At 59.9% G+C, this 24639-nt stretch carries 24 protein-coding genes and 1 tRNA gene; 13 read left to right on the top strand and 12 right to left on the bottom strand.

Features of this window, described 5'->3' with window-relative positions; translation table 11 throughout:
- The first annotated feature begins 142 nt into the window (after window positions 1-142).
- From DESPR_RS16270 to DESPR_RS16260, 3 genes are read left to right on the top strand one after another with little or no spacing between them, the layout of a single operon-like run.
- Entirely contained in the window at window positions 143-1336 is a 1194-nt protein-coding gene (locus DESPR_RS16270) for a homocysteine biosynthesis protein (protein ID WP_015725894.1), read from the top strand.
- The gene (locus DESPR_RS16265; RefSeq protein WP_015725893.1) at window positions 1333-1743 is read left to right on the top strand and encodes an NIL domain-containing protein; all 411 of its coding nucleotides are present in this window, start codon (window positions 1333-1335) and stop codon (window positions 1741-1743) included. The genes DESPR_RS16270 and DESPR_RS16265 overlap by 4 nt, the downstream gene beginning before the upstream one ends.
- A 28-nt stretch (window positions 1744-1771) precedes the next feature.
- Window positions 1772-2509: a UPF0280 family protein gene (locus tag DESPR_RS16260; protein WP_015725892.1), complete on the top strand. Its 738-nt coding sequence runs from the start codon at window positions 1772-1774 to the stop codon at window positions 2507-2509.
- 105 nt (window positions 2510-2614) lie between these two features.
- On the opposite strand, the gene recA is transcribed toward DESPR_RS16260, so the two are convergent.
- From recA to DESPR_RS16235, 5 genes are all read right to left on the bottom strand, one after another.
- Window positions 2615-3649 carry a recombinase RecA gene (gene recA, locus DESPR_RS16255; protein ID WP_015725891.1) on the bottom strand — a complete coding sequence of 345 codons (1035 nt, stop codon included), beginning with the start codon at window positions 3647-3649 and terminating at the stop codon, window positions 2615-2617.
- Window positions 3646-4905 (bottom strand): CinA family nicotinamide mononucleotide deamidase-related protein, encoded by a 1260-nt coding sequence (locus DESPR_RS16250; RefSeq protein ID WP_015725890.1) that lies wholly within the window; start codon window positions 4903-4905, stop codon window positions 3646-3648. Before DESPR_RS16250 ends, recA begins: the two co-directional genes overlap by 4 nt.
- 30 nt (window positions 4906-4935) lie before the next feature.
- On the bottom strand, window positions 4936-6270 hold the full coding sequence (gene mtaB, locus DESPR_RS16245) for a tRNA (N(6)-L-threonylcarbamoyladenosine(37)-C(2))-methylthiotransferase MtaB (RefSeq protein WP_015725889.1): 1335 nt from the start codon (window positions 6268-6270) through the stop codon (window positions 4936-4938).
- Window positions 6267-7319, bottom strand: a complete 1053-nt coding sequence (mnmA, locus tag DESPR_RS16240) for a tRNA 2-thiouridine(34) synthase MnmA (RefSeq protein ID WP_015725888.1) — start codon at window positions 7317-7319, stop codon at window positions 6267-6269. Before mnmA ends, mtaB begins: the two co-directional genes overlap by 4 nt.
- Window positions 7320-7410: 91 nt before the next feature.
- Window positions 7411-7782, bottom strand: coding sequence for a helix-turn-helix domain-containing protein (locus tag DESPR_RS16235; protein ID WP_015725887.1), 372 nt, complete (start codon window positions 7780-7782; stop codon window positions 7411-7413).
- Between the two features lie 234 nt (window positions 7783-8016).
- On the opposite strand from DESPR_RS16235, the gene DESPR_RS16230 reads away from it, so the two are divergent.
- From DESPR_RS16230 to DESPR_RS16215, 4 genes are all read left to right on the top strand, one after another.
- Complete coding sequence (locus DESPR_RS16230; RefSeq protein ID WP_015725886.1) at window positions 8017-8391, top strand: diacylglycerol kinase; 375 nt, start codon at window positions 8017-8019, stop codon at window positions 8389-8391.
- Between the two features lie 285 nt (window positions 8392-8676).
- Window positions 8677-9717, top strand: a complete 1041-nt coding sequence (locus tag DESPR_RS16225) for an energy-coupling factor ABC transporter permease (protein ID WP_015725885.1) — start codon at window positions 8677-8679, stop codon at window positions 9715-9717.
- 91 nt (window positions 9718-9808) lie between these two features.
- Window positions 9809-10621 (top strand): cobalt ECF transporter T component CbiQ, encoded by an 813-nt coding sequence (gene cbiQ / locus DESPR_RS16220; protein WP_015725884.1) that lies wholly within the window; start codon window positions 9809-9811, stop codon window positions 10619-10621.
- The gene (locus DESPR_RS16215; RefSeq protein ID WP_015725883.1) at window positions 10618-11412 is read left to right on the top strand and encodes an energy-coupling factor ABC transporter ATP-binding protein; all 795 of its coding nucleotides are present in this window, start codon (window positions 10618-10620) and stop codon (window positions 11410-11412) included. The genes cbiQ and DESPR_RS16215 overlap by 4 nt, the downstream gene beginning before the upstream one ends.
- Here DESPR_RS16215 and DESPR_RS16210 read toward each other — a convergent pair.
- Genes DESPR_RS16210 through DESPR_RS16200 form a run of 3 tightly spaced genes read right to left on the bottom strand, consistent with a single transcriptional unit; the run spans window position 11400 to window position 16516 of the window.
- Window positions 11400-15062 carry an AAA family ATPase gene (locus DESPR_RS16210; protein WP_015725882.1) on the bottom strand — a complete coding sequence of 1221 codons (3663 nt, stop codon included), beginning with the start codon at window positions 15060-15062 and terminating at the stop codon, window positions 11400-11402. The genes DESPR_RS16215 and DESPR_RS16210 overlap by 13 nt on opposite strands.
- Window positions 15059-16297, bottom strand: a complete 1239-nt coding sequence (locus DESPR_RS16205) for an exonuclease SbcCD subunit D C-terminal domain-containing protein (protein WP_015725881.1) — start codon at window positions 16295-16297, stop codon at window positions 15059-15061. Before DESPR_RS16205 ends, DESPR_RS16210 begins: the two co-directional genes overlap by 4 nt.
- Window positions 16298-16315: 18 nt before the next feature.
- Window positions 16316-16516 (bottom strand): DUF1737 domain-containing protein, encoded by a 201-nt coding sequence (locus tag DESPR_RS16200; protein ID WP_015725880.1) that lies wholly within the window; start codon window positions 16514-16516, stop codon window positions 16316-16318.
- Window positions 16517-16624: 108 nt separating this feature from the next.
- On the opposite strand from DESPR_RS16200, the gene DESPR_RS16195 reads away from it, so the two are divergent.
- The 3 genes from DESPR_RS16195 to DESPR_RS16185 all read left to right on the top strand — a co-directional run bounded on the left by DESPR_RS16195 (window position 16625) and on the right by DESPR_RS16185 (window position 18098).
- Window positions 16625-17158: a DUF309 domain-containing protein gene (locus DESPR_RS16195; protein WP_015725879.1), complete on the top strand. Its 534-nt coding sequence runs from the start codon at window positions 16625-16627 to the stop codon at window positions 17156-17158.
- A 142-nt stretch (window positions 17159-17300) separates the two neighbouring features.
- Window positions 17301-17377, top strand: a tRNA-Arg gene (locus DESPR_RS16190).
- A gap of 454 nt (window positions 17378-17831) precedes the next feature.
- Complete coding sequence (locus DESPR_RS16185; protein ID WP_174262878.1) at window positions 17832-18098, top strand: hypothetical protein; 267 nt, start codon at window positions 17832-17834, stop codon at window positions 18096-18098.
- Window positions 18099-18168: 70 nt separating this feature from the next.
- Here the strand turns inward: DESPR_RS16185 and DESPR_RS16180 are convergent, their stop codons facing one another.
- From DESPR_RS16180 to DESPR_RS16170, 3 genes are all read right to left on the bottom strand, one after another.
- Window positions 18169-18459, bottom strand: a complete 291-nt coding sequence (locus DESPR_RS16180) for a hypothetical protein (protein WP_015725878.1) — start codon at window positions 18457-18459, stop codon at window positions 18169-18171.
- Between the two features lie 23 nt (window positions 18460-18482).
- Window positions 18483-19277, bottom strand: a complete 795-nt coding sequence (locus tag DESPR_RS16175) for an amidohydrolase family protein (RefSeq protein WP_015725877.1) — start codon at window positions 19275-19277, stop codon at window positions 18483-18485.
- A 304-nt stretch (window positions 19278-19581) separates the two neighbouring features.
- On the bottom strand, window positions 19582-21474 hold the full coding sequence (locus tag DESPR_RS16170; RefSeq protein WP_015725876.1) for a transketolase C-terminal domain-containing protein: 1893 nt from the start codon (window positions 21472-21474) through the stop codon (window positions 19582-19584).
- 45 nt (window positions 21475-21519) lie between these two features.
- Here DESPR_RS16170 and DESPR_RS18645 point away from each other — a divergent pair, with 45 nt between their 5' ends.
- A complete protein-coding gene (locus DESPR_RS18645; protein WP_169701655.1) occupies window positions 21520-21759 on the top strand; it encodes a hypothetical protein in 240 nt (79 codons plus the stop codon).
- Complete coding sequence (locus DESPR_RS16165; protein WP_015725875.1) at window positions 21756-22082, top strand: DUF7352 domain-containing protein; 327 nt, start codon at window positions 21756-21758, stop codon at window positions 22080-22082. The genes DESPR_RS18645 and DESPR_RS16165 overlap by 4 nt, the downstream gene beginning before the upstream one ends.
- On the opposite strand, the gene purU is transcribed toward DESPR_RS16165, so the two are convergent.
- Window positions 22075-22932 (bottom strand): formyltetrahydrofolate deformylase, encoded by an 858-nt coding sequence (gene purU / locus DESPR_RS16160; RefSeq protein WP_015725874.1) that lies wholly within the window; start codon window positions 22930-22932, stop codon window positions 22075-22077. The genes DESPR_RS16165 and purU overlap by 8 nt on opposite strands.
- Before the next feature lie 657 nt (window positions 22933-23589).
- Here purU and pilM point away from each other — a divergent pair.
- Window positions 23590-24636 (top strand): type IV pilus biogenesis protein PilM, encoded by a 1047-nt coding sequence (gene pilM, locus DESPR_RS16155; protein WP_015725873.1) that lies wholly within the window; start codon window positions 23590-23592, stop codon window positions 24634-24636.
- The last annotated feature ends 3 nt before the right edge of the window (window positions 24637-24639 follow it).

Here is a 24639-nt window from a genome sequence, read left to right as displayed (position 1 = left end):
GGCACGCGCTGGTTTTTGCGCAGCGCTCGGCAGTGTTCTTTTTTGGTCCTCCCTGCTCCGCCAACTTGCTGTTTTGGGCCATTCGTCCTATAGTAGGCGCTTTGCGGCGAACATGTAAGGCCCTTACCTGGGAGAATGCGCTATGAGCAAGACCTACGCGGAAATTAACGACAAGATTGCCTCGGGCAAGGCGGTGGTGCTGACCGCCGAAGAGGTGATCGAGTATGTGGACAAACGCGGCCTGGAAGCCGCCGCCAAGGAGGTGGATGTGGTCACCACCGCCACCTTCGGGCCGATGTGCTCCTCCGGCTGTTTCCTCAACTTCGGGCACAGCAAGCCCAAAATGCGCATCTCCGAGGCCTGGATCAACGATGTCATGGCCTACTGCGGCATCGCCGCGGTCGACGTCTATATGGGCGCCACCCAACTGCGCCACAACGACCCGGCCAACATGTACCACCCCGGCGAGTTCCGCTACGGCGGCGGCCATGTGATCGAGGATCTGGTGGCGGGCAAGAAGCTGCAGCTCTTCGGCCTCTCCTACGGCACCGACGACTATCCGCGCCGCGAGATCCGCACCCTGTTCGATATTCATGATCTCAACCAGGCGATCATGGTCAATCCGCGCAACTGCTACCAGAATTACAACGTGGCGGTCAACTGCTCGGATAAACGCATCTATACCTATCTGGGCATCCTCCGCGCCAAGATGCGCAACATGACCTACTGCTCGGCCGGGCAGCTGTCGCCGCTGTTGAACGACCCGCTCTACGAGACCATCGGCGTGGGCACCGCCATCTGGCTGGCCGGGGCGCGCGGTCTGGTTTACAGCCAGGGCACCCAGCACTGCTCGCTGGTGGAGCGCGGCGACAACGATGTGCCAGTGGAGGGGGCGGGTACCCTGGCCTTGACCGGCAACATGAAGGAGATGCTGCCCGAGTTCGTGCGCGGGGTCAGTTTCAAGGGCTACGGCGTGTCGCTGGCCCTGGGCGTGGGCATCCCCATCCCCATCCTCAACGCGGAGATCCTCCGGCGAACCACGGTGCGCGACCGCGATATCCAGGCTTGCGTCATCGATTACTCCACCGATTACCCGCAGAAGACCGGTAAGGTGCTGGCCCGCTACAACTACGAGGAACTGCGCTCGGGCGAGGTGGAACTGCTGGGCAAGAAGGTGCCGGTGACCTCGCTCTCCTCCTACAACAAGGCGCTCAGGATCTGCAACCTGCTCAAGGCCGAGATCGAGGCGGGCCGCTTCCTGCTGGCCGAGCCCAGCCAGCGGCTGCCGCTGAACCAGTCCATGCAACCATTGAACATCACAGGACCGGCGCGATGATCACCAAAAAAATCTATCTCTACTTTCCCAAGAGCGAAACCGAGAAGCCGATCGTCTATCAGTTAGTTAAGCAGTTCGACCTGATCGTCAATATCTTCCGCGCCAAGGTGACCAGCGAGGAGGAGGGCTACCTCAGTCTGGAGGTGACCGGCACCCAGGAGAACATCGACCGCGCCTTTGAATTTCTGGGCGGGTTTGATGTCGACATCCATGCCGGCAACAAGGGCATGCTCTGGGATGCGGGCCGCTGCGGCCAGTGCGGGGCCTGCGTGGTGCACTGCCCCACCGGGGCGCTGTCGATCGTCGACCGGGCCACCCGGCAGGTGGCGTTCAACGAGGACAGTTGCATCGAGTGTCTGGCCTGCGTTGCCGCCTGTCCCTTCGGCGCCTGCTCCTCAAACTTCTGAGGCCGGGCGCGGCGACGCCTGATCTCCGATGCGCGTCTATCGCTCCTTCGCCTGGAAGGACACCAACCTGCGGGTCGCCAGCCCGGCCTTTGACCTGATTACCCGCACCGTGATCGACGAGCGCCGCAGGCTCGAACGCTACATCGCTCGTCACCCCGACTTCCTGACCTCGCTGGTGCCGGTGGTCCTGCTGGACGATGCCCCCGAAGTGGCGCAGCGCATGGCTGCGGCCAGCGCGCTGACCGGGCTGGGCCCCATGGCCGCCGTGGCCGGCACCCTGGCGCAGATGGGCGCCGAGGCCGCCATGGCCATCGGTTGCCCCGAGGCCATCGTCGAGAACGGCGGCGACATCTACATCCACGCCGACTCGCCCGTCACCATTGGCATCTATGCCGGCGACAATGCCATCGCCGGCAAGCTGGCCTTCCGCCTCGATCCCGCCACCCTGCCTCTCGCCCTCTGTTCCTCCTCCTCCAAGATGGGCCATTCGCTCAGTTTCGGCCGCTGCGATCTGGCCACCGTTGTCGCCAAGGACGCGGCCCTGGCCGATTCGGCGGTCACCCTGGTGTGCAACCTGATCAAGACCGAAAAGGATCTGACCCCGGTGCTGGACGATGTCGGCGCCATTGCCGGCATCGACGGCATCCTGGCGGTCAAAAACGGCAAGATCGGCCTGTGGGGCCGGTTGCCGGAGCTGGTGCGCAACCAGGATACGGACAGCCGGGGCAAGATCACCCGCGACCTGCGCTCCGACTTTCAGGGCTAATCAGCAGGCAGGCCCAGATTGGCTTTCCTCCGCAAATAAAAAAAACGGGACCGCCCACGCCACGGGGGCGGACGATCCCGGAGAGGAACGCGGCGTGGAACCGGCTTACGCGCTGGCGGGTGGTTCCGCGTCGACGGGCATGCCGAAGGCCAGGCGCAGTTTGCGCTCGATGTCGGCCAGGGTGTCCGGATGCTCCTTGAGATACTTCTTGGCATTTTCCCGGCCCTGACCGATGCGCTCGTCCTGATACGCATACCAGGCGCCGCTCTTATCGACAATGCCCTGGGCCACGCCGAGATCGAGCACGTCGCCGGTGCGGGAGATGCCCTCGCCGTAGATGATGTCCACGTCCGCCTGTTTGAAGGGCGGGGCCACCTTGTTCTTGACGATCTTGATCTTGGTCAGGTTGCCGATGGCGTCCTGGCCTTCCTTGATCTGGGTGGTCTTGCGGATATCGATGCGGATCGAGCTGTAGAACTTGAGCGCGTTGCCGCCGGTGGTGGTCTCGGGGTTGCCGAACATCACCCCGATCTTCATCCGGATCTGGTTGATGAAGATGAGCACGGTGTTGGTGCGGTTGAGCACGCCGGTGAACTTGCGCATGGCGTGCGACATCAGCCGGGCCTGGAGGCCGACATGCTGGTCGCCGACATTGCCGTCGATCTCGGCCCGGGGCACCAGGGCGGCCACCGAGTCGACCACCACCACGTCGATGCCGCCGCTGCGGATGAGGATTTCGGCGATTTCCAGGGCCTGCTCGCCGAAATCGGGCTGGGAGATGAGCAGATTGTCCACGTCCACGCCCAACCGTTCGGCATAGCTGGTGTCCAGGGCGTGCTCGGCGTCGATGAAGGCGGCGTTGCCACCGCGGCGCTGGGCCTCGGCGATCACATGCAGGGCGAGCGTGGTCTTGCCCGAGGCCTCGGGACCGTAGATCTCGGTCACCCGGCCGCGGGGCAGGCCGCCGACACCGAGGGCGAGGTCGACCGACAGGATGCCGGTGGGGATGACCGGGATATTTTCGCGTTCGGTCGACCCCAGGCGCATGATCGCGCCCTTGCCGAACTGCCGCTGAATCTGGGTGATGGCGTTGTCGACGCTTTTCAGGCGGCCTTCACTGTTGTCATTGGATGCTGTCATCGCATTCTCCTTTCACTCTGTTCACTCGCAAGTAACGCCCGGCGGACCATATCCATTGCCGTCTGCGCGGTCTTTTCCTGAATCTGTCGGCGGGAGCCGTGGAAACGGCACAGCCGGTCGATCACCGTGTTGCCGTAGGCCAGTCCCAGGTAGACCGTCCCCACCGGTTTGTCCGGGGTGCCGCCCTCGGGGCCGGCGATGCCGGTGACGGCCACCGCGATGTCGCAACCCAATCTTTGCAGAGCCCCGCTGGCCATGGCCCGGGCCGTCTCCGCGCTCACCGCCCCATGGCGGCCGAGCAGATCGGGGGCAATATCGAGCAGGTTTTCCTTGAGCGCATTGGCATAGACGATCACCCCGCCCTTGAACCACCGGGAGCTGCCCGGTACCTCGGTGAGGGTCGCACCGATCAGACCGCCGGTACAGGACTCGGCGGTGGCGAGCAGCAGGTCCCGCTCCTGAAGCAGCCGTCCGGTGACCGATGCCAGGGTCTCCTCATCGATGCCGTAGATGTGCTCGCCCAGGGCTTCGCGGATGAGGGCGTCGGCCTGGCGAAACAGCGGATCGTCCATGCCGCCTTCCAGGTGGTGGCCGGTCAGGCTGACATGGACCTCGGCGCCCACCGGGTAGTAGCCGATCTGCACCCCGTTGCGCTCCAAGGTGTGCAACCGCTGGTTGATCTCGATCTCGTACAGGCCGCAGGTGCGGTAGACCCGTTGGCACACGGGCACGGCACGGCCACCGTCGAAACGCTGCAACCCAGGCAGAACCTTGTCGCGCAGCAGGATCTCCATCTGCGGCGGCACGCCGGGGAGGAAATAGATGGGCTTGCCCTGAAAGCGGAGCAGGTAGCCGGCCATCCGGCAGTCGTCGTCCAGCACCTCGGCGCCTTCGGGCAAATGGGCCAGTTTGGCGAGCGACACCGCGGCCTTGCCCTCGGTCTTGGCCATGCGCGATTCGATATTGGCCTGGACGCAGGGATGGATGGCGGACTTGAGGTTCAGGGCCGCGATCACCGCCTCGTTGGTCAGATCATCGGTGGTGGCCCCCAGGCCGCCGGTGACCAGGACAAAGTCGCAGCGGGCGATCGCTGCCTTGAGGGTCGCGCCGATCAACTCCGCGTCATCGCCGATGGTATGCATGGCCCGGATCCGGTGGCCGAGCAGGAATAGTTGCCGCGCCGCATGGCCGCTGGTGGTGTTGGTGATGCGGCCCGAGGTCAGCTCGTCGCCGATGGCGATGATCTCTCCGATCATGGGAGTCTCCTCACAGGTTGAGGGCGCACCTTACCTGGTTTGGCGACTTTCCTCAAGCAGGTCTTCGGCAATCATTCCCCTGGGTTGACCGTCCTCGACCGCAACAAGGCGCACCGGCACCACCTGACGGATCAGGCCTGAACCGCCGGCAAAGAGGATCGGTACATAGTTTTCGGAGAAGCCTTGCAACAGACCGGTTTTCGCCTGCCGCCGCTCCACCAGCACCTGGTGGGTGCGCCCGCAGTTGGCCTGGTAGGCGGCCTGCCGTTTGGCCGCATCGAGACCACGCAGCCGCTGCACCCGCGCCTCCTTGACCGGGCCTGGCAGCTGCTGCGGCAGCGAGGCGGCCAGGGTGCCGGGACGGCGGGAGTAGGGAAAGACATGGAGATAGTGGACCGGCAGATCGGTCAGCAACCGGTAGGTGTTGTCGGCCTCGGCCTCGGTTTCGCCGGGAAAACCGCCCAGCACGTCGCAGCCGATGGTGGCGAGCGGCAAGGCCTGGTGCACCCGCTCGATCACCGCCGCAAACTCGGCGCGGGTGTAGCGCCGGTTCATCCGCGCCAGGACCTGGTCGTCGCCGCTCTGCAGGGGAATGTGCAGGTGGGGCATGAAGTTGGGGGAGCCGGACATCAGGTCGAGCAACTGATCGTTGACCTCGGTGGGCTCGATGGAACTGAGCCGCAAGCGGAGGCCGGGAAAATCACGACAAAGCCGGGCCAGCAGGCTGTAGATGGTTTCGCCCTCGTCCAGGTCGAGCCCGTACTTGCCGACATTGATGCCGGTGATCACCAGTTCGCGGTAGCCCTGGTCGACAAAGACCGCTGTCTGTGCCAGGATTTTGGTCAGGGGTAGGCTGCGGCTGCGGCCCCGGGTGTAGGGCACGATGCAGTAGGAGCAGAAGTTGTCGCAGCCGTCCTGGATGCGGAGATAGGCGCGGGTGCGACCGCGGAAACGAGTCACCGGCAGGTCGCAGATTTCCTTCTTCTCGCGAATCCGGCCCATGAGCAACACCAGATCGGGAGAGGACTCGGCTAGGGCGGCCTCCACCAGCAGATGCTTGTTGCCGTTACCGACAATGGCCACAGGTTGATCGGCGAGACTGAACACCGCCTCCGGGTCCATTTGGGCATAGCAGCCGGTGACCACCACCCGTGCGCCAGGATGCTCGTGCAGCACCCGGCGAATCAGCTGCCGCGACTGCTGGCCGGCCTTGGCGGTGACCGTGCAGGTGTTGATCACATAGACATCGGCCTCGGCCTGAAAGGGCACCAAGGTGCAGCCCCGGGCCTCAAAGCCGCTGGCAAAGGCTGCGGATTCGAACTGGTTGACCTTGCAGCCCAGGGTGGTGATGGCGATCCGTTTCATGTTCGTTCCTCCAGGTCGGCTCCCGTTCCGATCACCGCGCTGCCCACCACCCGATCATGCTCGTAGCAGACCGCGAACTGGCCGGGGGTGATGGCACGTTGCGGGGTGTCGAAGACAAGCGACCACTGCTCCGGGCCGCTGGGGGCCAGTGCAGCCATCGCCGGAGTATGACGGGAGCGCAGTTGCACCAAGCCTCGCCAAGGCAGGGCGGGTGGTTGGTGGGTCCAGCGCAAGGCATGCACGGTACAGCGCGTGGCGAAGAGATCGTCCTGCTTGCCGACGATGACGCGGTTGCCGGGACCGTCCAACCCGACCACATACCAGGGGGTAACATCCGGCAGCCCCAGACCCCGCCGCTGGCCGATGGTGTAGTGCCAGACCCCCCGGTGTTCGCCGATTTGGCGGCCGTCCGCAGTCACCACCGGCCCGCACAGATCGCCGATCCCCTGCTCGCTAAGAAAGGCGGCCAGCCCTTGGCTGAGAAAACAGACATCCTGGCTCTCCTCGCCGCTGAAGTGGAACCCCAGGGCAGCGGCCCGCGCATAGACCTGTTGTTTGGTCCAGTCACCAAGCGGAAACAGGAGCGTGTTCACCTGGTCGGCGGCGAGCCGGGCGAGAAAGTAGGACTGATCCTTGGTCCGGTCGCTTCCACGGGCCACAAAACAACGGTCACCTACGCTCTGGACACGGGCGTAGTGGCCGGTGGCGATCCGTTCCAGATCCTGGTGGCGCATCGTGTCGGCGAGCAGGCCGAATTTGACGGACCGGTTGCAGTGGATGCAGGGATTGGGGGTCAACCCGGCGCGATAGCTGCGGTTGAAATAGCCGATGACCTGCTCGGCAAAGGATTGCCGCAGGTCCACCTCGGTCAGGGGGATCGACAGCCTGTCGGCCACCTCGCGCACCCGCTGTCGCTGGACCTCCAGATTGGCCAGGGGCAGGAGCATGAAAAACCCGTGGACGTCGTGCCCCTGCTCTTGCAGCAGGGAGGCGGCCATGGTGGAATCGACCCCGCCGCTCATGGCGACCCCGACGCTCAATACAGCCATGGAGAAGCGTGCGGGCGGCGAAAGGGGCGTGAGAGGGCGAGAGGAACGACCATCAATGCAAAGCGGAAAATCAATGGCAAGCGAGTCGGGATCACAGCATCGAGGTCAGGACCTCGCAGGTGCGGCAGATGTCCATCTTTTCCTTCCAGTTCTTGTCTGCGGTGCAGTCGCAGCGGGTGCCGCTGAGGAACCAGCACAGGTGTCCCGCCTGAAATTCCCAGGCCGGGCATTCCTTTTTCTTGTCGCATTTTTTCACGGCCCAGCAGTCCTTGCGCTTGGATTGGCCTTCGCTGCGCTGGTTGACGACCAGAAAGTACAGCTGACGCTCGACGTGAATGGGGATGGAGCGCCAGCCTTGTTCGTAGCTTTGCACGGCCTTCAGGGAAACTCCGAGCAACTCGGATAACGCTTTTTGAGTTTTGCCGAGTTTTGCCCGCAAGTGAGAGAAGGTTTCGCGATTCATAATTCCGCCCAGGATGGAGAGTTACTTTATTCTCTGATACCACAAGGTGCGAAGAGCGGCAATTCATTTTCCCCCTCGGCTGCTGGCGGATGGCCCCGCGATACACCCTGTCCGACAACGGAAATGTCCCTGGAAAAGAGGAAAATAATAGTGTATTTTCCAGCAGGATCGGAACGCTCTGGGAGGTTTCCCGGCGTTCATCAACAACGGACGCATGACAAGGGCGCGGCGCATATGACCGAACAGCAGCAGAAAGTGAACGGCACCGGCTTGGCCAGGTTGAAACGGGCAGTGACTTGCTCCTATGCGGGCATTTCCGCCGCCTTCCGCAATGAGGAGGCCTTCCGTCAAGAGTTGCTGCTCTGCCTGGTCCTGCTGCCCCTGGCCTGCTGGCTCGGTCAGAGCAATGTGGAGCGGGCCCTGCTCGCCGGCAGCCTGATCCTGGTCTTGATCGTCGAGCTGCTCAACACCGCAGTCGAGGTGGTGGTCAACCGCATCAGCGTCGACCGGCACGAACTGTCCGGCCTGGCCAAGGATCTGGGCTCGGCCGCCGTTTCCATGGCAATCCTGTTCGCGATGGTTGTCTGGCTGTTGGTGCTGTTCACCTGAGGTCTGGCTGCTGGCCTACCATGATTCTTCGCCATTGTCGGCAAGCCGGCCTTTCCTCGCATTCTCTCGTTTCCCTTTCCTCGATGTGCGTCTTGCGTTCCGCGTAAGAGCGCGCATGCCTCGCGCCAAGCCCTCCAAGGCGCATCCACGCATTTTCCATTTGACACACAGAAATTGTTTTTGTAACACGATAACACCGAAGCGCGATTAGTGTTACTTTGTGTTCGTTTGTGTTCGATTGGCTGCCAGCGCGCGCTGTTAATCTTTGCTCGGGAGGGACTCACCATGCACATGGCCGATGCCTTGCTTTCCCCCGCCGTTGGCGGCGTCATGTGGGCAACCACCGCCGGCACCATCGCTTGGTGCGCCAAAAAGGTCCAGCGCGACCTCGATGAGCGGAAGGTGCCGCTGATGGGCGTGCTGGGGGCCTTCGTCTTTGCCGCCCAGATGATCAACTTCACCATCCCGGCCACCGGTTCGTCGGGGCACCTCGGCGGCGGTCTGCTCCTGGCCATCCTGCTCGGCCCCTATGCGGCCTTTCTCGCCATCGCCTCGGTGCTGACCGTGCAGGCTCTGTTCTTTGCCGATGGCGGCCTGCTGGCCCTGGGATGCAACATCTTCAATCTCGGCGTCTTCCCCTGTTTCATCGCCTACCCCCTGATCTACAGGCCGATCGCCGGCGATTGCAAGAACCCCATGCGCATCGGGCTGGGCGCAACCCTGGCGGCGGTGGCTGGCCTGCAGCTAGGCGCCTTGGGGGTGGTGACCGAAACCGTGCTCTCCGGCATCTCGGCCCTGCCGCTCACAACCTTTCTCGCCGCCATGCTGCCGATCCATCTGGCCATCGGCCTGGTCGAAGGCCTGATCACCACTACGGTGATTTCCTTTGTGTGGAAGGCCCGGCCCGAGATCCTCGAATATGCCGCCGCCTCCCGTCCGCTGGGCTCCCTGGCCATCACCAAGGTGCTGGCCGGCCTCGGGGTCGCGGCCGTGCTCACCGGGGGCGTGCTTTCCTGGTTCGCTTCCTCCTCCCCTGACGGCCTGGAATGGTCCATGGCCAAGACATCTGGCCAGGAAGAACTGAAACCGCCACAGGACGGCATCCATGTTCTGCTCGCCAGGATGCAGGAGCAAACCGCCGTGCTGCCCGACTATGCGTTCCGTGTCAACCACGAGGGGCCGGTGGCGGCCGGGGAGGAATCCGCGCCCTCCTGGCCGGCCGTGGACAAGGGCACCTCCACCTCGGGACTGGTCGGTGGCGGTCTGACGCTGCTTTTGGCCGTAGTTGTCGGCTTGCTGTGCCGCAGACGATCCCTGGCCCGTTAGCACCCTTGTTCGCCGCAGTGGGGTCGCCCGGGAACAGCGGCGCCCAACCACCGTTCCCTTTGCGTTGCGGACGGCGGCACGGAAGCTCCTGATGGCCAAGATCGAATCGGCCTTTGTGGACCTGAGCGCTCTCGACGCGCTGGCTGCCGGGGATTCGTCCATCCACCGGCTCGATCCCCGGATCAAGGTGTTGATAGCGGCGTTGTTTGTGCTTTGCGTGGTTTCCTTCGACAAATACACGGTGGCCGCCCTGGCACCGTTTGCCCTGTGCCTCAGCCTGATCATGGCGCTGGGCCGCGTGCCGGCCTCCCTGATCCTCACACGATTGGTCCTGGTCTCGCCCTTCGCCGTCCTGCTGGGCCTGTGCAACCCCTTGCTCGACCAGCACCCTCAGCTCTACCTCGGTTCATTCGCTGTCTCCGGCGGCTGGCTGTCCTTTTGCTCCATTCTGCTGCGTTTTTCCCTGACCATCGGCGCCCTGCTGGTCCTGATCGCCACCACCGGATTCAACGCGGTCTGCATGGCCCTGGAGCGGCTGGGCATGCCCACGGTCTTCGCGGTGCAACTGCTGCTGCTCTATCGCTATCTGTTCGTGTTGATCGAGGAGGGAAGGCGGATGCATCGGGCCAGGGCGCTCCGCTCCTTTCAGGGGCGCGGCATGGGCATGCGAACCTACGGCCATCTGCTCGGCGGCCTGCTGCTGCGCACCCTGGATCGGGCCCAGCGTATTCATCAGGCCATGCTCTGTCGAGGTTTCGACGGCACCGTCCGCACCAGGCGCCCGCCGCGCCTGACCCTGCGGGACGTGGTGGTGTTCATGCTGGCCGGATTGGTGCTCATTGGCCTGCGCCGCTATGACTGCAGCCTGTTGCTGGGCCGGTTGCTCACCGGGGCGCTGCCATGAGCCACCACATTGTCGAAGTCCGGGACCTCGCCCACACCTATGCCGACGGCACCGCCGCCGTGCGCGGTATCTCCTTTCGCATCCATCACGGCGAATCGGTGGCGGTGATCGGCGCCAACGGGGCGGGCAAATCGACCCTGCTGTTGCACCTCAACGGCACGCTGACGCCGCAAAGCGGCACCGTGCGCATCGGCGATTTCCCCCTGACCAAGGAGACGCTCAGGGACATCCGCCGCACGGTGGGCATGATCTTCCAGGATCCGGATGACCAGCTGTTCATGCCCACCGTTGCCGAGGATGTCGCCTTTGGTCCGCTCAATCTCGGCCTGCCGGCGGATGAGGTCGAGATACGCGTGCAGCGCGCCTTGGCACGGGTAGGCATCGAGCACCTGCGCGCCCGGCCACCCTACAAGCTGTCCGGCGGCGAGAAACGGGCGGTGTCCATCGCCACCGTGCTGGCCATGTCGCCCGACATCCTGGTCATGGACGAACCTTCGGCCAATCTCGATCCGCGCGCCCGGCGGATGCTGATTGCCCTGTTGGCGGGTTTCCAGCACACCAAGATCATTGCCACCCACGACCTCGACCTGGTGCTTGATCTTTGTCCGCGCACCATTGTCCTTCATGAGGGGAGGGTCATGGCCGACGGACCGACGGCGGCCATCTTCACCGACGATCCGTTGCTGGCAAGGAGCCATCTGGAACGGCCGCTGCGCATGCAGGCCTGCCCCCGGTGCGCGAGGAGCGGCGACGATCCGCCTGAAGGCATCTCTTCCTTTCAGCCGAGCTGAGCGCAGCCCGGCCCGCGCAGACGGCTGCGGCCGCCCGGCCCCGGCAGTACCTGGATGCGGGCGTCGATCCGCTCCCTGAGCATGGGCACATGGGAAATGATGCCGATCAGCTTGCCGTCCTGACGCAGCTCGGCCAGGGTCTGGAGGGCGGCATCCAGGGCTTCTTCATCGAGGGTGCCGAAGCCCTCGTCGAGGAAGAGGGAATCGACCTGGACATTGTGGCTGGCCATGGCCGACAGCCCCAGCGACAGGGCCAGGCTGACGAGAAAGCTCTCGCCGCCGGAGAGGTTGCGGGTCGAGCGGATCTCCCCGGCCTGATAGTTGTCGAGCACCTGCAGGGCCAGGGGTTCCTTGGGGTCGCGCAGGAGGATATAGCGGTCGCTCATCGTGCGCAGCTGGCGGTTGGCGTGGCTGATCATCACCTCAAAGGTCAACCCTTGGGCAAAGACGCGGAATTTCTTGCCGTCGGCCGAACCGATCAACTGGTGGAGCAGTTCCCAGCGCTCCAGCTCCCGGTGCTGTGCCGCCAGGACCTGTTGCTGGGCCTCGAACTGGAGTTTGAGACGGGCGTTGACCGCCAGTCGTTCCCGGTCGGCGCCGATACGCTGGTGGAGCGCTTCCAGCTCCTGCTGCCCCGCTGCCTGCGCGGCCTCCAGTTCCTCCTGGCGCCGTTCGTCCCGCAGGGCCTGCTCGCGGGCTAGGGCCGCGCGTTGCTCGGTCAGGCGGGCGGTGAGCATGGTCTGTTCCCTGTCCAGGGTCTGCCGGTGTTTGTCCAGTTCCGCCAGCTCTTCGTCCGCCAGCAGGCTGCCAAGAACATCATCCCGATCGATAAAGCCGGCCTCGACCAGCCGCGCCAGCAGACCTGTTTTCAACTCGCGGACCCGCGGTCCCAGGGTGTCCAGTTCCTCGCTGTTCAGGCGTAGCTGTTCGCCCTGACCGTACAGCTCCCGTTCGACCTCGATCAGCTGATTCCGGATACCTTGTTCCTTGGCCTCGGCCTGCTGCACCAGGGTTTTCAACCGCTGTTCTTCCATGGTGGGATCGCGGTCGCCGTAGAGTTCAAACCGCTCCGCCAGCAACCCGGCCTGTTCCCGCCGCATCCGCTCCAGTTCCCCCTCCTGCTGTGCCAGCCGGTCGATCGTGGTGGTCAGCAGCAGGTCGAGTTTGTCCCGTTCCGTTTGCAGATTGGAGCGGAGACGAGTCAGGCGATCCATTTGCTCTTGCTGCGCTTTCCAGTTCCGCAGGCGGGTTTCCAGGTGCAGCAGCAGCGAGTGGCCGTGTCCTGGCGGACAGTCGTCAATGCCCAGGGGCCGGAGGTGATCCCGGAGGATGCGGCGGCAGTCTGCAATCCAGGCCCGTTCCTCGTCGCGCTGTCCCTCCAGATGGAAGAGATCCTGGTCGATGGTTGTCAGCGCGTGTCGGGCCGTCTGCACCTGTTGCTGCAGCTCGCTGCTTTGGACCGTGTGCTGTTCCAGCTGGGCGCGCAGCCGCTGAAGTTCGCTTTCCCGGTCCTCGACGGCTCGAAGGCGGTCGCGCAGGGCGGCGATCCGCTCCCGTCCCTGTGCCAGGGTCCGGGTTGCCCCGGCGGACCGATCCTCCGTTTGGCCCAACAGCGGCAGCAACGGCGTGAGCGTTGCTTCCAGCTCCAATCGCTGTTGTCGCACCCGGTTCAGGGCCAGCTGGCCGTGTTCGCTGTCCTTGTCCAGTCCGATCAACTTCTCCCGCCGCTGGCCGATATCGGTCGTCATCCGCTCCAGGGCCGCGCGGGCCTCGGCAACAGGTTCGTCCCCGATGATTGCCTCCTCCACGCCATGTTCGGCAAAGGGATGATGGGTGGCGCCGCACAGCGGGCAGGCAAGTCCCTCCACCAGCCGGGAACGCTCTTGTTCATAGCCGCGGATCCGCAGGGCCAGCTGCTGGTTGCGCTCGCACTGCGCCACCACCTGCTGCTGAAGCGACCGTTTGTCTTCCAGTGCCCGCAGTTCGTGTTTCTCCCGCTCAATGCGAACCTGGGTGTCTCGGAGCAGGCGGTCAAGCGCTGCTGCCTCCATGTCCAGGCGTTGCTGCTGGTGCAGCAGTTCGGCGGCCTTTTCCACCTGCCGCAGTCGCAGCTCCTCGGCCTCTACCTGCTGCCGCCATTCGGCGAGGGGCTGGCCGGCCAAGAGGTCGTCCCGCTGGGTTTCCAGTAACCGCAGCCGCTGCCGCAAAACGGTTAGAGTCTGGGTTGCCCGCGCTTCCTCGTCGCCGAGACGGGCCATTTGCTCCTGGGTCGCGGTTCGGCTGGTCCGCAGCTCCCGCAACCGTTGTTCCATCCGCTCTAGGCCTTGTTCCTTGCCTCCCAGTTGGTTCAGCTGCTGGCGATACCCGGCCAACTGTTCCACCAGCAGACTGTCATTTCCATGGGCACGGAAAAAGGCGTCGAGCTGCTGCTGACGGGCGTCTGTCTCGATCAGCTGCTTGTCCAGCTCCTGGCGCTGTTGGTGCAGCCGTTCCCGTTCCTGGGCGGTTTGTCGGTGAGCGGCGGTTGCCTGGGAGAGATGTTTTCTCTTTTCGTGGATGCGGAGGTCCAGGGCGCAGACCGTGGTGATCGTCTCCTGTTCCCGTTGCTGCAGCGTCGCCTGTTCTTCCCGTTGCAGACCGGCCAGGGCCAATTCCTCGGCTCGTTGCCGCTGTTGCCCCCGGAGCTGTTCCAGGGAAGCGCGCAGGCTCTCGTTTTTGGCGCGCAGGCCGGTCAGGCGTCCTTCCGTCTCGGTGAGCCGGTTGTGGTCGCCGAGCAGCGACTGGGCGCGCAGGCCTCGTTCCAGCCGGAGGAATACCTCCTTGTCCTCGTCGCGGCGGCGGGTCAGTTCGAGCAGCAGTCTCTCGGTCTCGGCCAACTGGACCTGCAACGACTCGATGGTGGCAATCCGGTGCAGGGCTTGGGAGAGCTCGGCCAACTGCCGCTGTCGAGCGGTCACCGTTGCCATCTGTTCGTTGATTGCCGCTGTCAGGGCCTGCTCTTCATCACAACTCAGGAGCGAGACACTGCCCATGGTTTCCGCGATGAGCTCGGTTTTCCGTCGTTCCTCGCTGGTCCGTTCGTGCACGGCCATGGAGATGCGCGAATAGATGGCGGTGCCGGTAATCTGTTCCAGGATCGGGGCGCGTTGATCGGCGTCGGCCTCGAGGAAGGCGGCAAACTCCCCCTGGGCGAGCAGGATCGAGCGGGTGAACCGGTCGAAATCCATGCCGGTCACTTGCTCCACCAAACGACCGACTTCCTTGCTGCGGCTTTCCAGGACCTTGCCGTTGGTGGCGTCGACCATTTCATGCCGTGGCGGCTGCAACTCGCCTTCTGGACTGCGGCGGGCGCGATGCTGGGCCCAGTGACAGCGAAAGCGGCCCCGCCGGGTTTCGAATTCGACCTCGGCAAAACAGTCGCCGGTCCGGCGGGACATGATCTCGTTGCTGCCCTTGCTGATATGGCCAAGGCGGGGAGTGCGGGCGAACAGGGCCAGGCAGATGGCGTCCAGGATGGTGGATTTGCCCGCTCCGGTGGGACCGGTGATGGCGAAGATGCCCGAGGCCGTGTATTCGGGAGCGGTGAAGTCGATGACCCAGGTTCCGGCCAGCGAGTTGAGGTTGCGCAGACGGACGGCGTGGATCCTCATGGCGCCGTCTCTGGGGCGCTGGTCCCGTGTTCCACAGCAGCCACGATTTCGGCAAAGGCCCCGCGCAGTATCTGCCGCTGTCCTTGCTCGATATGGTTGCTCTCCAGGCAGCGCTCAAACACCTCGTCCACGCTCAGATCATCGAGCGATTCCGCTTCCTGGGCCTGGCGCAGGACATAATCATAGATGCGGCTGTCGCGGATGCGCAGCACGCTCAGCGCCGATCCTTCGACCGCCGCCAGCAACTCGTCGCGCAGGCGGGGAACAACCGTTTCCCCTTCGTAAATCAGCTCGACCCAGGCGGGGTCGGGATGGATTTTCAGTTGCGCGAGGCCAGCCAGCAACTGGTCCAGATCGCCGTGCAAGGAGGCCAGGGACTGGAACACCGGCACGGTCAACGGCGTTACCGACACATCTCGTCCCCGGGTGGTCAGGAGGAGGATTTCCTTGCGCAGACCGGCCTCGGCAAAGCTCATCGGCAGCGGTGCTCCGCAATAACGCCGCGTGGGGCTGCCGGCCACCTGCTGACCATGGTGGAGATGGCCGAGGGCCAGATAATCGATCCATTCGGGAAAACTGCTGCTGTCGATCCGATCCAGGCCGCCAACCATCAGTTCGCGCACGCCATCACCTTCCATCGTGCGTCCGCCGGCCACAAAGAGGTGGCCCATGACCACCAGAGGCAGGTTGGCGTCGATCTCCCTGCGCCGTTGATCGGCGAGTTCGCATACCTGTTGGTAATGGGCGCGGATGCCCTCGCGCAATTGCCGGCCTTTTTCCTCCAGGGTCTCGCCGGCCGCTGCCTGGCGGATGTCCCGGTCGCGAAGAAAGGGCACGGCGCAGATCAACAGTTCGGGCAGACCTTGACCATCGCGCAGCAACAGGATCTCCTTGTCCGGGTTGCCGTCGGCCATGCCGACCACATGGATGTCCAGCTGGCGCAGCAGCTCCCGCGGCGCCTCGAGCAGAGCGGGCGAATCGTGATTGCCGCCGGTGATCACCACATGACGGCAAGGGGAGCTGGCCAGCCGGTGGAGGAAGCGATAATAGAGGGCCTGGGCCCGGCTGCCGGGGGCAGTGGTGTCGAAGATGTCGCCCGCCACCAGCAGGGCCTCGATTCCTTGCTCCTCGATCGAGCCGACCAGCCAGTCCAGGAAACGGCCCTGCTCCTCGTGCCGCTGCCGCCCATGGAAGCGGTGGCCAAGATGCCAATCCGAGGTGTGAATCAGCCGCATGTCGGAGAACGGATCGGATCAGTAGGCGCTGATCGTGGTGTCCATGGTGAAGACTTCGCCCTCGACTTCCTTGACCAGGGCTTGGCCAGCGATCACCGTTCTGCCGTCAAACGTCAGGGTGGGGCCGCCATGGAGCTGCCAGCCGCGGTTGAGCTTGTCGGACACGCGTTTGCAAAAGGTTTCGTCGTCCGGTCCGGTAATACAGCTATACAGTTTCATCGGTCTGCCTTATGAAAAGAGGGACAATCATGGAGGAAGCATGGCGCGGTCCGGGTGGCGGCCAGCGCATGTGGCGGCACTATACCCGATTGGCGAGGAGAGCGACAAATGATTCATCATCCCTTTGACCCGTTCCGTGACCGGCTGAGCAGGGACATCCGCAACCAACTGTCGGCCGCGCTGCCCGCCTGTCTGCGCGAGCAACGTCTCGCCCCGGCCCAGGGGGTGGCGGATCGTTTTCTCGCTGCCCGGCCTGGCCCGGAGCAGGTGGCCTACATCCACGATCGCCTGGAGCGGTACGCGCGCTTCCTCGATGGCATCGCCTCTGGACCGGAAGATGTACTCTGGCAGGGGCTGGTCCTTTGGGATCTGGGCCTGCATTTCGAGGTCCACGAGATTCTGGAGCAAGCCTGGCATAGGGCCCAAGGAACGGAAAAAGCCTTTCTTCAAGCCATGATCCGGGCGGCCGGCGTTTACATCAAGCGGGAGTACGGCTTTGTCGACGCCACGGCACAGCTGGCCGCCAAAGCCCTGCCGGTGCTTGACGCCAACCGGGACCGACTGGCCGCCTACACCGATCCGCAGCGGCTGCTGGAGGCCATGCGCCACCCCTGGGAGGATGCTCCGCGGCTCCTTGCCTGAGCGATTTTTCCGCTCCTCAGCGCGGCAGGGTTGACGTGGCCGCTGGTTTCCGGGTAAAATGGTTTTTCATTTGGATCGCCACCCACACGGCGATCATCGTCTACGTCGCTGGCTCGACCAGCGGATACCCGTACGCATCGACGCGCCCGTAGCTCAGCTGGATAGAGCATCGGACTTCGAATCCGAGTGCCGGGGGTTCGAATCCCTCCGGGCGCGCCAATAATTCAGCCACTTGCCTAGATTCTGGTGAGTGATTGTTTTGTTTTTAGGGCAATTTGTACAACTCCTGTACAAAATTTTCATTTTTTTAAAACCGCCGAACCCAATAGCGGTCTGCCGCCGGGCTGCAGGTCGTCTTTTAATTGTCGAGAACAATAAAGTAAGTGAGCCCCCTTGCAATTGATTGGCAGGTGGCGAGGCCGATACCATTTAATACGGTGACTTTTGGAACTTCATTCGAGCACCGTCCTCTTGCGTTTCCCGCCGTTCTTTTGATTTCCATGCCGCTTGCTGTGTGCGTCGGATCTTTCCTCTTCGGCGCCTCCGGCAACTGACGGGCTATGATATCCCTGCGAACACACTTGAGAGTTCATCCGCACGGAATTCCCAACTTTTTGCTTACATCGCCGCTCAAAATCGGCTTGGGGCTCCGGTTCTTTTCTCGCATAAAAAGGTGAGCGATCTGATTGATCCGGCCCTTAAAACGAAAAAGAAGCCCCTCGAGCGACACCATCTCTTACCGCGCGCCTGGCAAGAATCACAGGGAGAAAGCGATCTCAAGGTCATCAATCAAATGGCGAATTTTGCCCCGCTTGAATGGCCGGAGAAGATTGCCATTAGTGACGATCATCCGAGCGTCTACGTTCCCAAATTACGGGAAAGGTTCACAATGCAAGAATGGGGGCACATGCATGAAATGCATGCGCTTCCAGATCAATGAGAGAATCTTCAGCACGATGACTTTCACGTAACCGGCCTCGAAACGGAGGGGCGGGCCCCGCCTCTTTATCTTATCGTCCAGATTCCTCGCCCTCGACCAAGCGGTATCCGCGGGCAGTCATGCACTGCTCAAAAAGTTTTTCCTGAACATTTGCCCGTTCCAGACCGTGCCCCGCATCAGGGGCAAAGGGGTCCCGCTGGGTGGACACGGCGGCCTCCCGCCGACAGCGGGCCGCATCACGGTCGAAATCGGCCTGATTGAGTCCTGGTTTTGACCATTGACGCTGCGGAGCGCAACCCGCCAAGGTCACCAGCCCCAGGGCGAGGATGATCGCCTGCACGATTGTCCGGTTCCCGTTCATCACCCACCTCCGTTATTTCATCTTCATGCATCCAGCAGCCGTCGGGCATTGGTGCTGGTGATCCGTTCAAACAGCGAGTCCGGCAGGCCCAATTTGCCAAGCATCCTAAGGGTGGTAGCCTGATCGGTCCACGGCGAATCAGTGCCGAACAGCAGATATTCGGCCGGGTGGTTGAGCAGGATGTCGCGCAGGCGCTTTTGATCAAGGAAATCGAGGGCAAAGGAGATCTCCATGTAGATCGGTTCGCCGGTGAGCAGTGTGCGCACGTCCGCCCATTCATCCCAGCCCCCCAAATGGGTGGCGATCAGTTTGAGCTTGGGGAACTGGCGGCAGACAGCGACGATCCGCTGGGGGTCGGCCTTGCGGATGCGGGGAAAGGCGATGTCGTAGCCGGCGTGAATCACCAGGATGGTGCCCAGCTCGCCCATGCGTTCGTACAGCTCGAAGAGCCGGTAGTCGTCGAGGAAATAGTCTTGATAGTAGGAGTGCATCTTCACCCCCTTGAATCCATCGGCGTGAACCATCTCCAAGTGTTCGAGCAGTTGCGGGTCTTCGGGATGGAGCGAGGGGAAAGGAATGATCCGCTCGGAGCGGATGGCCTTGGACCATGCGAGGATGGGAGCGAACTGTTCCGGTCGGGTAGCGATCGAACAGAGCACCGAGCGCTCGATGCCGGCACGGTCCATGGAGGCCAAGAGGTCGGCCACCGTGCCGTTGAGATAGGCTTTGATGTTGCCGTCTCGCTCCAAGGTGGGGATGGCCTTGCGGGCGATGGCGTCGGGAAAGGCGTGGGTGTGGATGTCGGTGATGCCAGCCATAAAATTATTTTGTCAAGGTGAGGTGCAGGATAGAACGATGTTCCAAGCTTATCCATTCCTTGTAATTATTTAAAACTTTTCGCCAATAGCAGCCAATAAGCTCATCCGCAACCCGGGAGAGGCATGACCAATCGACGGTGGTGGTTGGTTGAACAAAAGTACCTATTTATCGACTCGTGGAAACGAAAAAGAGGTTTTTTTAAGGTAGTCTAAAAAAAACCGGAAATGTCATGACAAAAGCATTTCCGGTTTTTTTTTTGGTGTACAGCGGCAAAGTCGCCGCTGTCGAGACGATTGCGGGGGGTTATCCCTGAAGCATCTGCAGCACCTTGTCGCGGATGGCCTCGGTTCCCATCCCCTGATAGGGAATCTGTTCGGACAGACCGCCTGCGCCATCTTTCCATGTGCCCATATATGCGTACTTTGGTGTGAAACCACGTTCAAGCAACCAGCTGCCGTAGCGGATGCCCAAGCCGGTCTTACTGTTTTGGGTTTCGATGATCAGGGCCATGGGGCTTGCGCCTACCTTGGCAAGCATGGCCTCGTCGATCACGTTGAGGACAGGTTTGTTGATCAGGCCAAGCTGAATGCCCTCGTCTTTGAGTAGTTCCACCACATGGAGACAGCGGTAGAGCATCTCGCCGTAGGAGACAATATAGCCGTCTCGGCCTTCACGGATGACTTCGTCGCGATCCGGGGAGAAAGTGTAGCCGTCGCCGAAGAATTTCTCGCCGTTTTCCCGCAGGATGAAAGGGGTGCCGGATCGGGTGGAGAAAACGAACCGCAAGCCTTGGTCATGAAACACCTTGGTGAGGATGGCCTTGAGTTGCAGGGCATCGGCAGGAAAATAGAGCCGGGTTCGGTCGTGTTCGGCCAGGCCATTGTCGGCAAAGAAGTTGTTGATACCGAAATGGCAGGTGTTGTCGGCCATGTCGTCCACCCCGGAATGGGAAAAGTGGGCCAGTACATTGGCCTGGTTGAGCCGGGCCATGGTGATCTCGGAAATCACCATCTCCTGGAAGGCGGCAAAGGTACCGAAGATGCCCTGTTTGCCGGAGGTGGAGCCGAAACCGGCAGCCACCGAGAAGTTGTTGCGCTCCATGATGCCGCCATGGACATAAACCTCCGGGCAATTCTTGCGGATATGGTGCAGACCGCAGGAGCCTTCCAGGTCGGAATCGACCACCAGAACCTTGGATGCGGGATTGTCGAGTCCCTTGATCAGGTCGCTGATGATCCTGCCGAATTCGTCCCGATTTTTAGCCGATTCCGTCGAGCTGCCGCGATATTCGGTCTTCGTCGCCTTGGCCGGCACTTGCTGGAGCATGGCCACTGCGGCGGTGTGCCCTTTGGCGGTGAGGTAGTCAATGGCCATGGGCACAGGGATGACGTCGTGCCCCTTGGGCAACCCTTCGATGCCGGCCACGCCGACCGCCATCTTGCGCTTGATGACCACCGCCGCTGGGCCGTCGTGAGCGATGGCCTGGCGAATAGAGGCAAAGAGGCTGTCGATGTCCTCACCTTGGCAACTCTGGACCGCGAGTCCGTGACCGCTCAAGGTTCGCAACAGATCATAGCCGTGCATGTAAGAAGTCGGATGGCCGGCGATGGTGACGTCGTTGTCGTCGAGCAGCAATTTGATGTTAAGTTTTCTGGCGACCGCATAACGGGCCGCCTCGGCGTCATCGCCCTCCTGTTGGGAGCCGTCGCTGCCGAACAGGAAGATTTTCTGGCTCGGATTCGCCTCGGCCACGCCGTTGACATGGCTCCACAGGTGGCCCAGGCGGCCGGAACTGAAGAAGACGCCCTCTGCCTCGTTGCGCTCGGGATGGCCGTACAATCCCTTGCCGAATTCCCGGTAATGGAGCAACGCTTCGGCTGGCTGGTAGCCGTTAAGCACTGCCATGAGGTACTGAATAGCCACCCGGTGACCGGCTTCGTCGAAATAGACCGGATAGCAGGAGTCACCGCCTTTGATGAACCCGTCGGCAATCAGCAGTTCGGGAACAATATCGTAGGCGCCGCCGGTATGTCCCCCCAGGCCTTTGGTATTGGCCAAGGCGGTAAAAAAGACGATACTGTCGCGCACCAAGTTGATATTGCGGATCAAGGTGGTGCGCTGCTCCAGATCGAGCCCTTGCTGATCGACGGAAAAGCGCAGAGGGGTGTACGCGGACAAATCAATCGGGAAATTCATAACATATCCTAATGGGAAAAAGTTCGAGGAACGGTGGAGAGGGACATGCTCCGGCATCCGTTCACGGTCATTGAAAAAACAACCGCACAGATAACAGAATTGCCAAAATCCGCAAGGATGATCTCGAAAAATGGCTGTGGATCTTCGGCCGGTAAGGGATGTGATTGCATCAATGGGACAACAACGGTAAAAGACGACCCACGTAAGGGCATGGCTGTCATGATGCGCTGGCAGCCGTGGTATATTGTTCCTTTTCCAAAGGTTAATGAACAGGTCAACCCATGAAAACTATCTGGAAGTTTGAACTGACACCCAATCGACTCCAGTCGATCCCTATCCCGCATGGCGGACAAATTTTGACGGTGCAGACCAAGGGCGACACGGCCCCCTTGATGTGGGTGCTAGTGGATCCGGATATGCCCGTGAAAGAGCGGTATCTTGGCATCTATACGACCAATACGGCCTTGCCAGACGATCCGGGACACTATATCGGCACGTTTCAGATTCTTGAAGGAAGTTTGGAGTTCCATTTATTCGAGACGACGGCTCCACCCCCGGGCGCACAGATGATTGAGCCAGACCCGCCGTTGTTTTCCGATTTCAAGTAAAAACCACCGTGCGATTTTGAAAGACCAGGATTTGTCGCTTCAAATGGTGCCAGATGGAGCGAGCGAGGATCACTTTTTCGAGATCCCGACCTTTCCGCATCAGATCGTCGACGGAATCCGCGTGACTGACGCGGATGATGTCCTGGGTGATGATCGGGCCGGCATCCAGCTCAGCGGTCACATAATGGCTCGTCGCGCCGATGACTTTCACACCACGTTCGAAGGCCGAATGATAAGGTCTCGCTCCGGGAAAGGCGGGGAGAAAAGAATGGTGAATGTTGATTATCTTGTTGCGATAATGACTGATGAATTCTTCGGAGAGAATTTGCATGTACCGGGCAAGGACGATGAACTCGATGTCATGTTCAGCTAAAAGTTGCAGTTGGGCCTGTTCCTGTTCCCTTTTGTTTTCAGTATTTATGGCAAAATGATAAAAATCAATGCCGAACTGCCGAGCTATCGGTTCGAGCTCCAAATGATTACTTATAACGAGAGGTATATCAACCTCTATCTCTTGCGATTTCCATCGAGAAAGAATGTCGTATAGGCAATGTGGAAGTTTTGATACAAAAAGAGCCATCCGCGGCACTTCATTGGAAAAATGCAATTGCCACTTCATTGAGTATTTTTTGGCTATAAGTGTATCGAAATATTCCCCTATTTTATTGGGGGGTATGATAAAATCATCCAACTCCCATTCAATGCGCATAAAAAAAGTCTTTTGCGTTGAATCAACATGCTGATCGAGATAGGTGATGTTTCCGTTATTTTTAAAGATAAATTCACTGACTGTTGCAACTATCCCTTTATTGTCGGGACAATGAATAAGCAAAATAGCTGAAGAAGACATAATATTCAATTTTTATTGTTAATATTTTATTCATAAAATTTTTTTATGAAAATTATTTTGATTGTGTAGATTCAGCAAAAGGAATAACAATTCATATTGTATCGTTTAGTGTGAAAAAATGCAACAATTTAACCTTTCGTTGAAAGGTTGAACCAAAAGAGGATACGGCGTCAACTTTGTTTAAATGCAGTCCATGGTTTTTGTGGGAAGGGAAGGGGCAATTTTGAGGCAAAAGCGCTGGCACGGTTTTATGGGATGCTGGAGAAAATTGCCTGATTGATCGATTTTTTGTTTCAGTGTTCGCGGCATGGTAATTTTTACTCCAGCATTTGACAATTTTATTTTGGGCTGCTTTTAATCAGGTAATACGCATTTCGTCTGTCTGGCGCGATTTTTCTTGCCTCGGGATACACATATGAAGGCGGGTAAAGCTCACAAGCATGGCAGATGGGGTGAATTTTTTTAAAAAATTATGTTATGACAATACGTTAACTATTGTAGGGCAAATAGCGCTTCACGATCAAGGTTGGGCGAAAAAAATACCAGCTTGCTTGACAAAGCATCTATTTTATGTGCTTAATACAAAACAGAGTAAAAAAAGCATTTAATATCTGTGGGTAACCTTGTCTGCCATACTTAAACGAGAGAAAAAAGAAAATGGCAAAAAATGAAAAACTGATCACCGGAGTCGACATCGGTTCCCATGCCGTTAAGATTTGCCAACTCCAGAAATCCGGGCGGACTTATAAATTATTGGCCGTTGGCAGTGCCGCCATTTCACCAGGTGCGGTGGAAGATGGCGTTCTTCAAGAACCGGAAGAAGTTGGGCGCACAATTTCTGCCCTTCTCAAAAATTTGAGAATAAAAAATACCAAAATCGGTATCTCGATTTCCGGATATTCCGTTATTGTTAAGAAAATCAATTTAGAGGCGATGGATGACGATTCCTTAGCGGAATATATAAAAGCTGAAGCCGAACAGTATATTCCGTTTGATTTAAATGATGTCTATCTCGATTTTCAAAAATTACCATCAAAGAAAGAGCATAGTGACCGAAACGACATAATGCTTGTTGCGGCGAAAAAAGAGGTTGTGAATGATTACTTAGATATGCTCAATGAGATAAAATTGAAGACCGTGCTCGTTGATGTTGATGGGTTTGCTCTTGAAAATATTTGGGAAACTATTTCGGAACCAATGGAAAACGTTGCACTTGTCGATATCGGTGCTTCAAAAATGAATATAAATATCATATCTGAAGGTGTTTCAGTATTGGCTAGGGATATTGTTGTCGGTAGTGAACAATTAACCATGCAACTGGCGAACACTCTTGATATCGATTATGCCCAAGCGGAAAAGATAAAGCTTGGTATCGTTTCCGCAGAAAATTTTCGTGAAGATATAGAAAAAATTTTCAACCAGACTTGCACCCAATGGGTTTTAGAGATCAAGAAAGCCATTGACTTGTATCTTATGAATAATCCAGATAAACATTTAAAGTATTTGGTATTGAGTGGCGGAGGGTCGAAAGTGAATGGACTCAAAGAATATATAGAAAAGGAAACAGGGTTGAGTGTAATCGCTTTTAATCCTTTTAAAAAAATGGTCTATGATCCAAAGAAATTTGATGAAAACTACCTTGATTCCATAGCCCCTGAAATGGCCATCGCCGCTGGATTGGCAATTCGCTCTGCATCTTTTTAAAAA

Origin of the sequence: Desulfobulbus propionicus DSM 2032, from assembly GCF_000186885.1 — a bacterium.
Lineage (GTDB): Bacteria > Desulfobacterota > Desulfobulbia > Desulfobulbales > Desulfobulbaceae > Desulfobulbus > Desulfobulbus propionicus.
The sequence above is the reverse complement of the archived record's forward strand: the minus strand, read 5'-3'. Positions and strand labels throughout refer to the sequence as shown.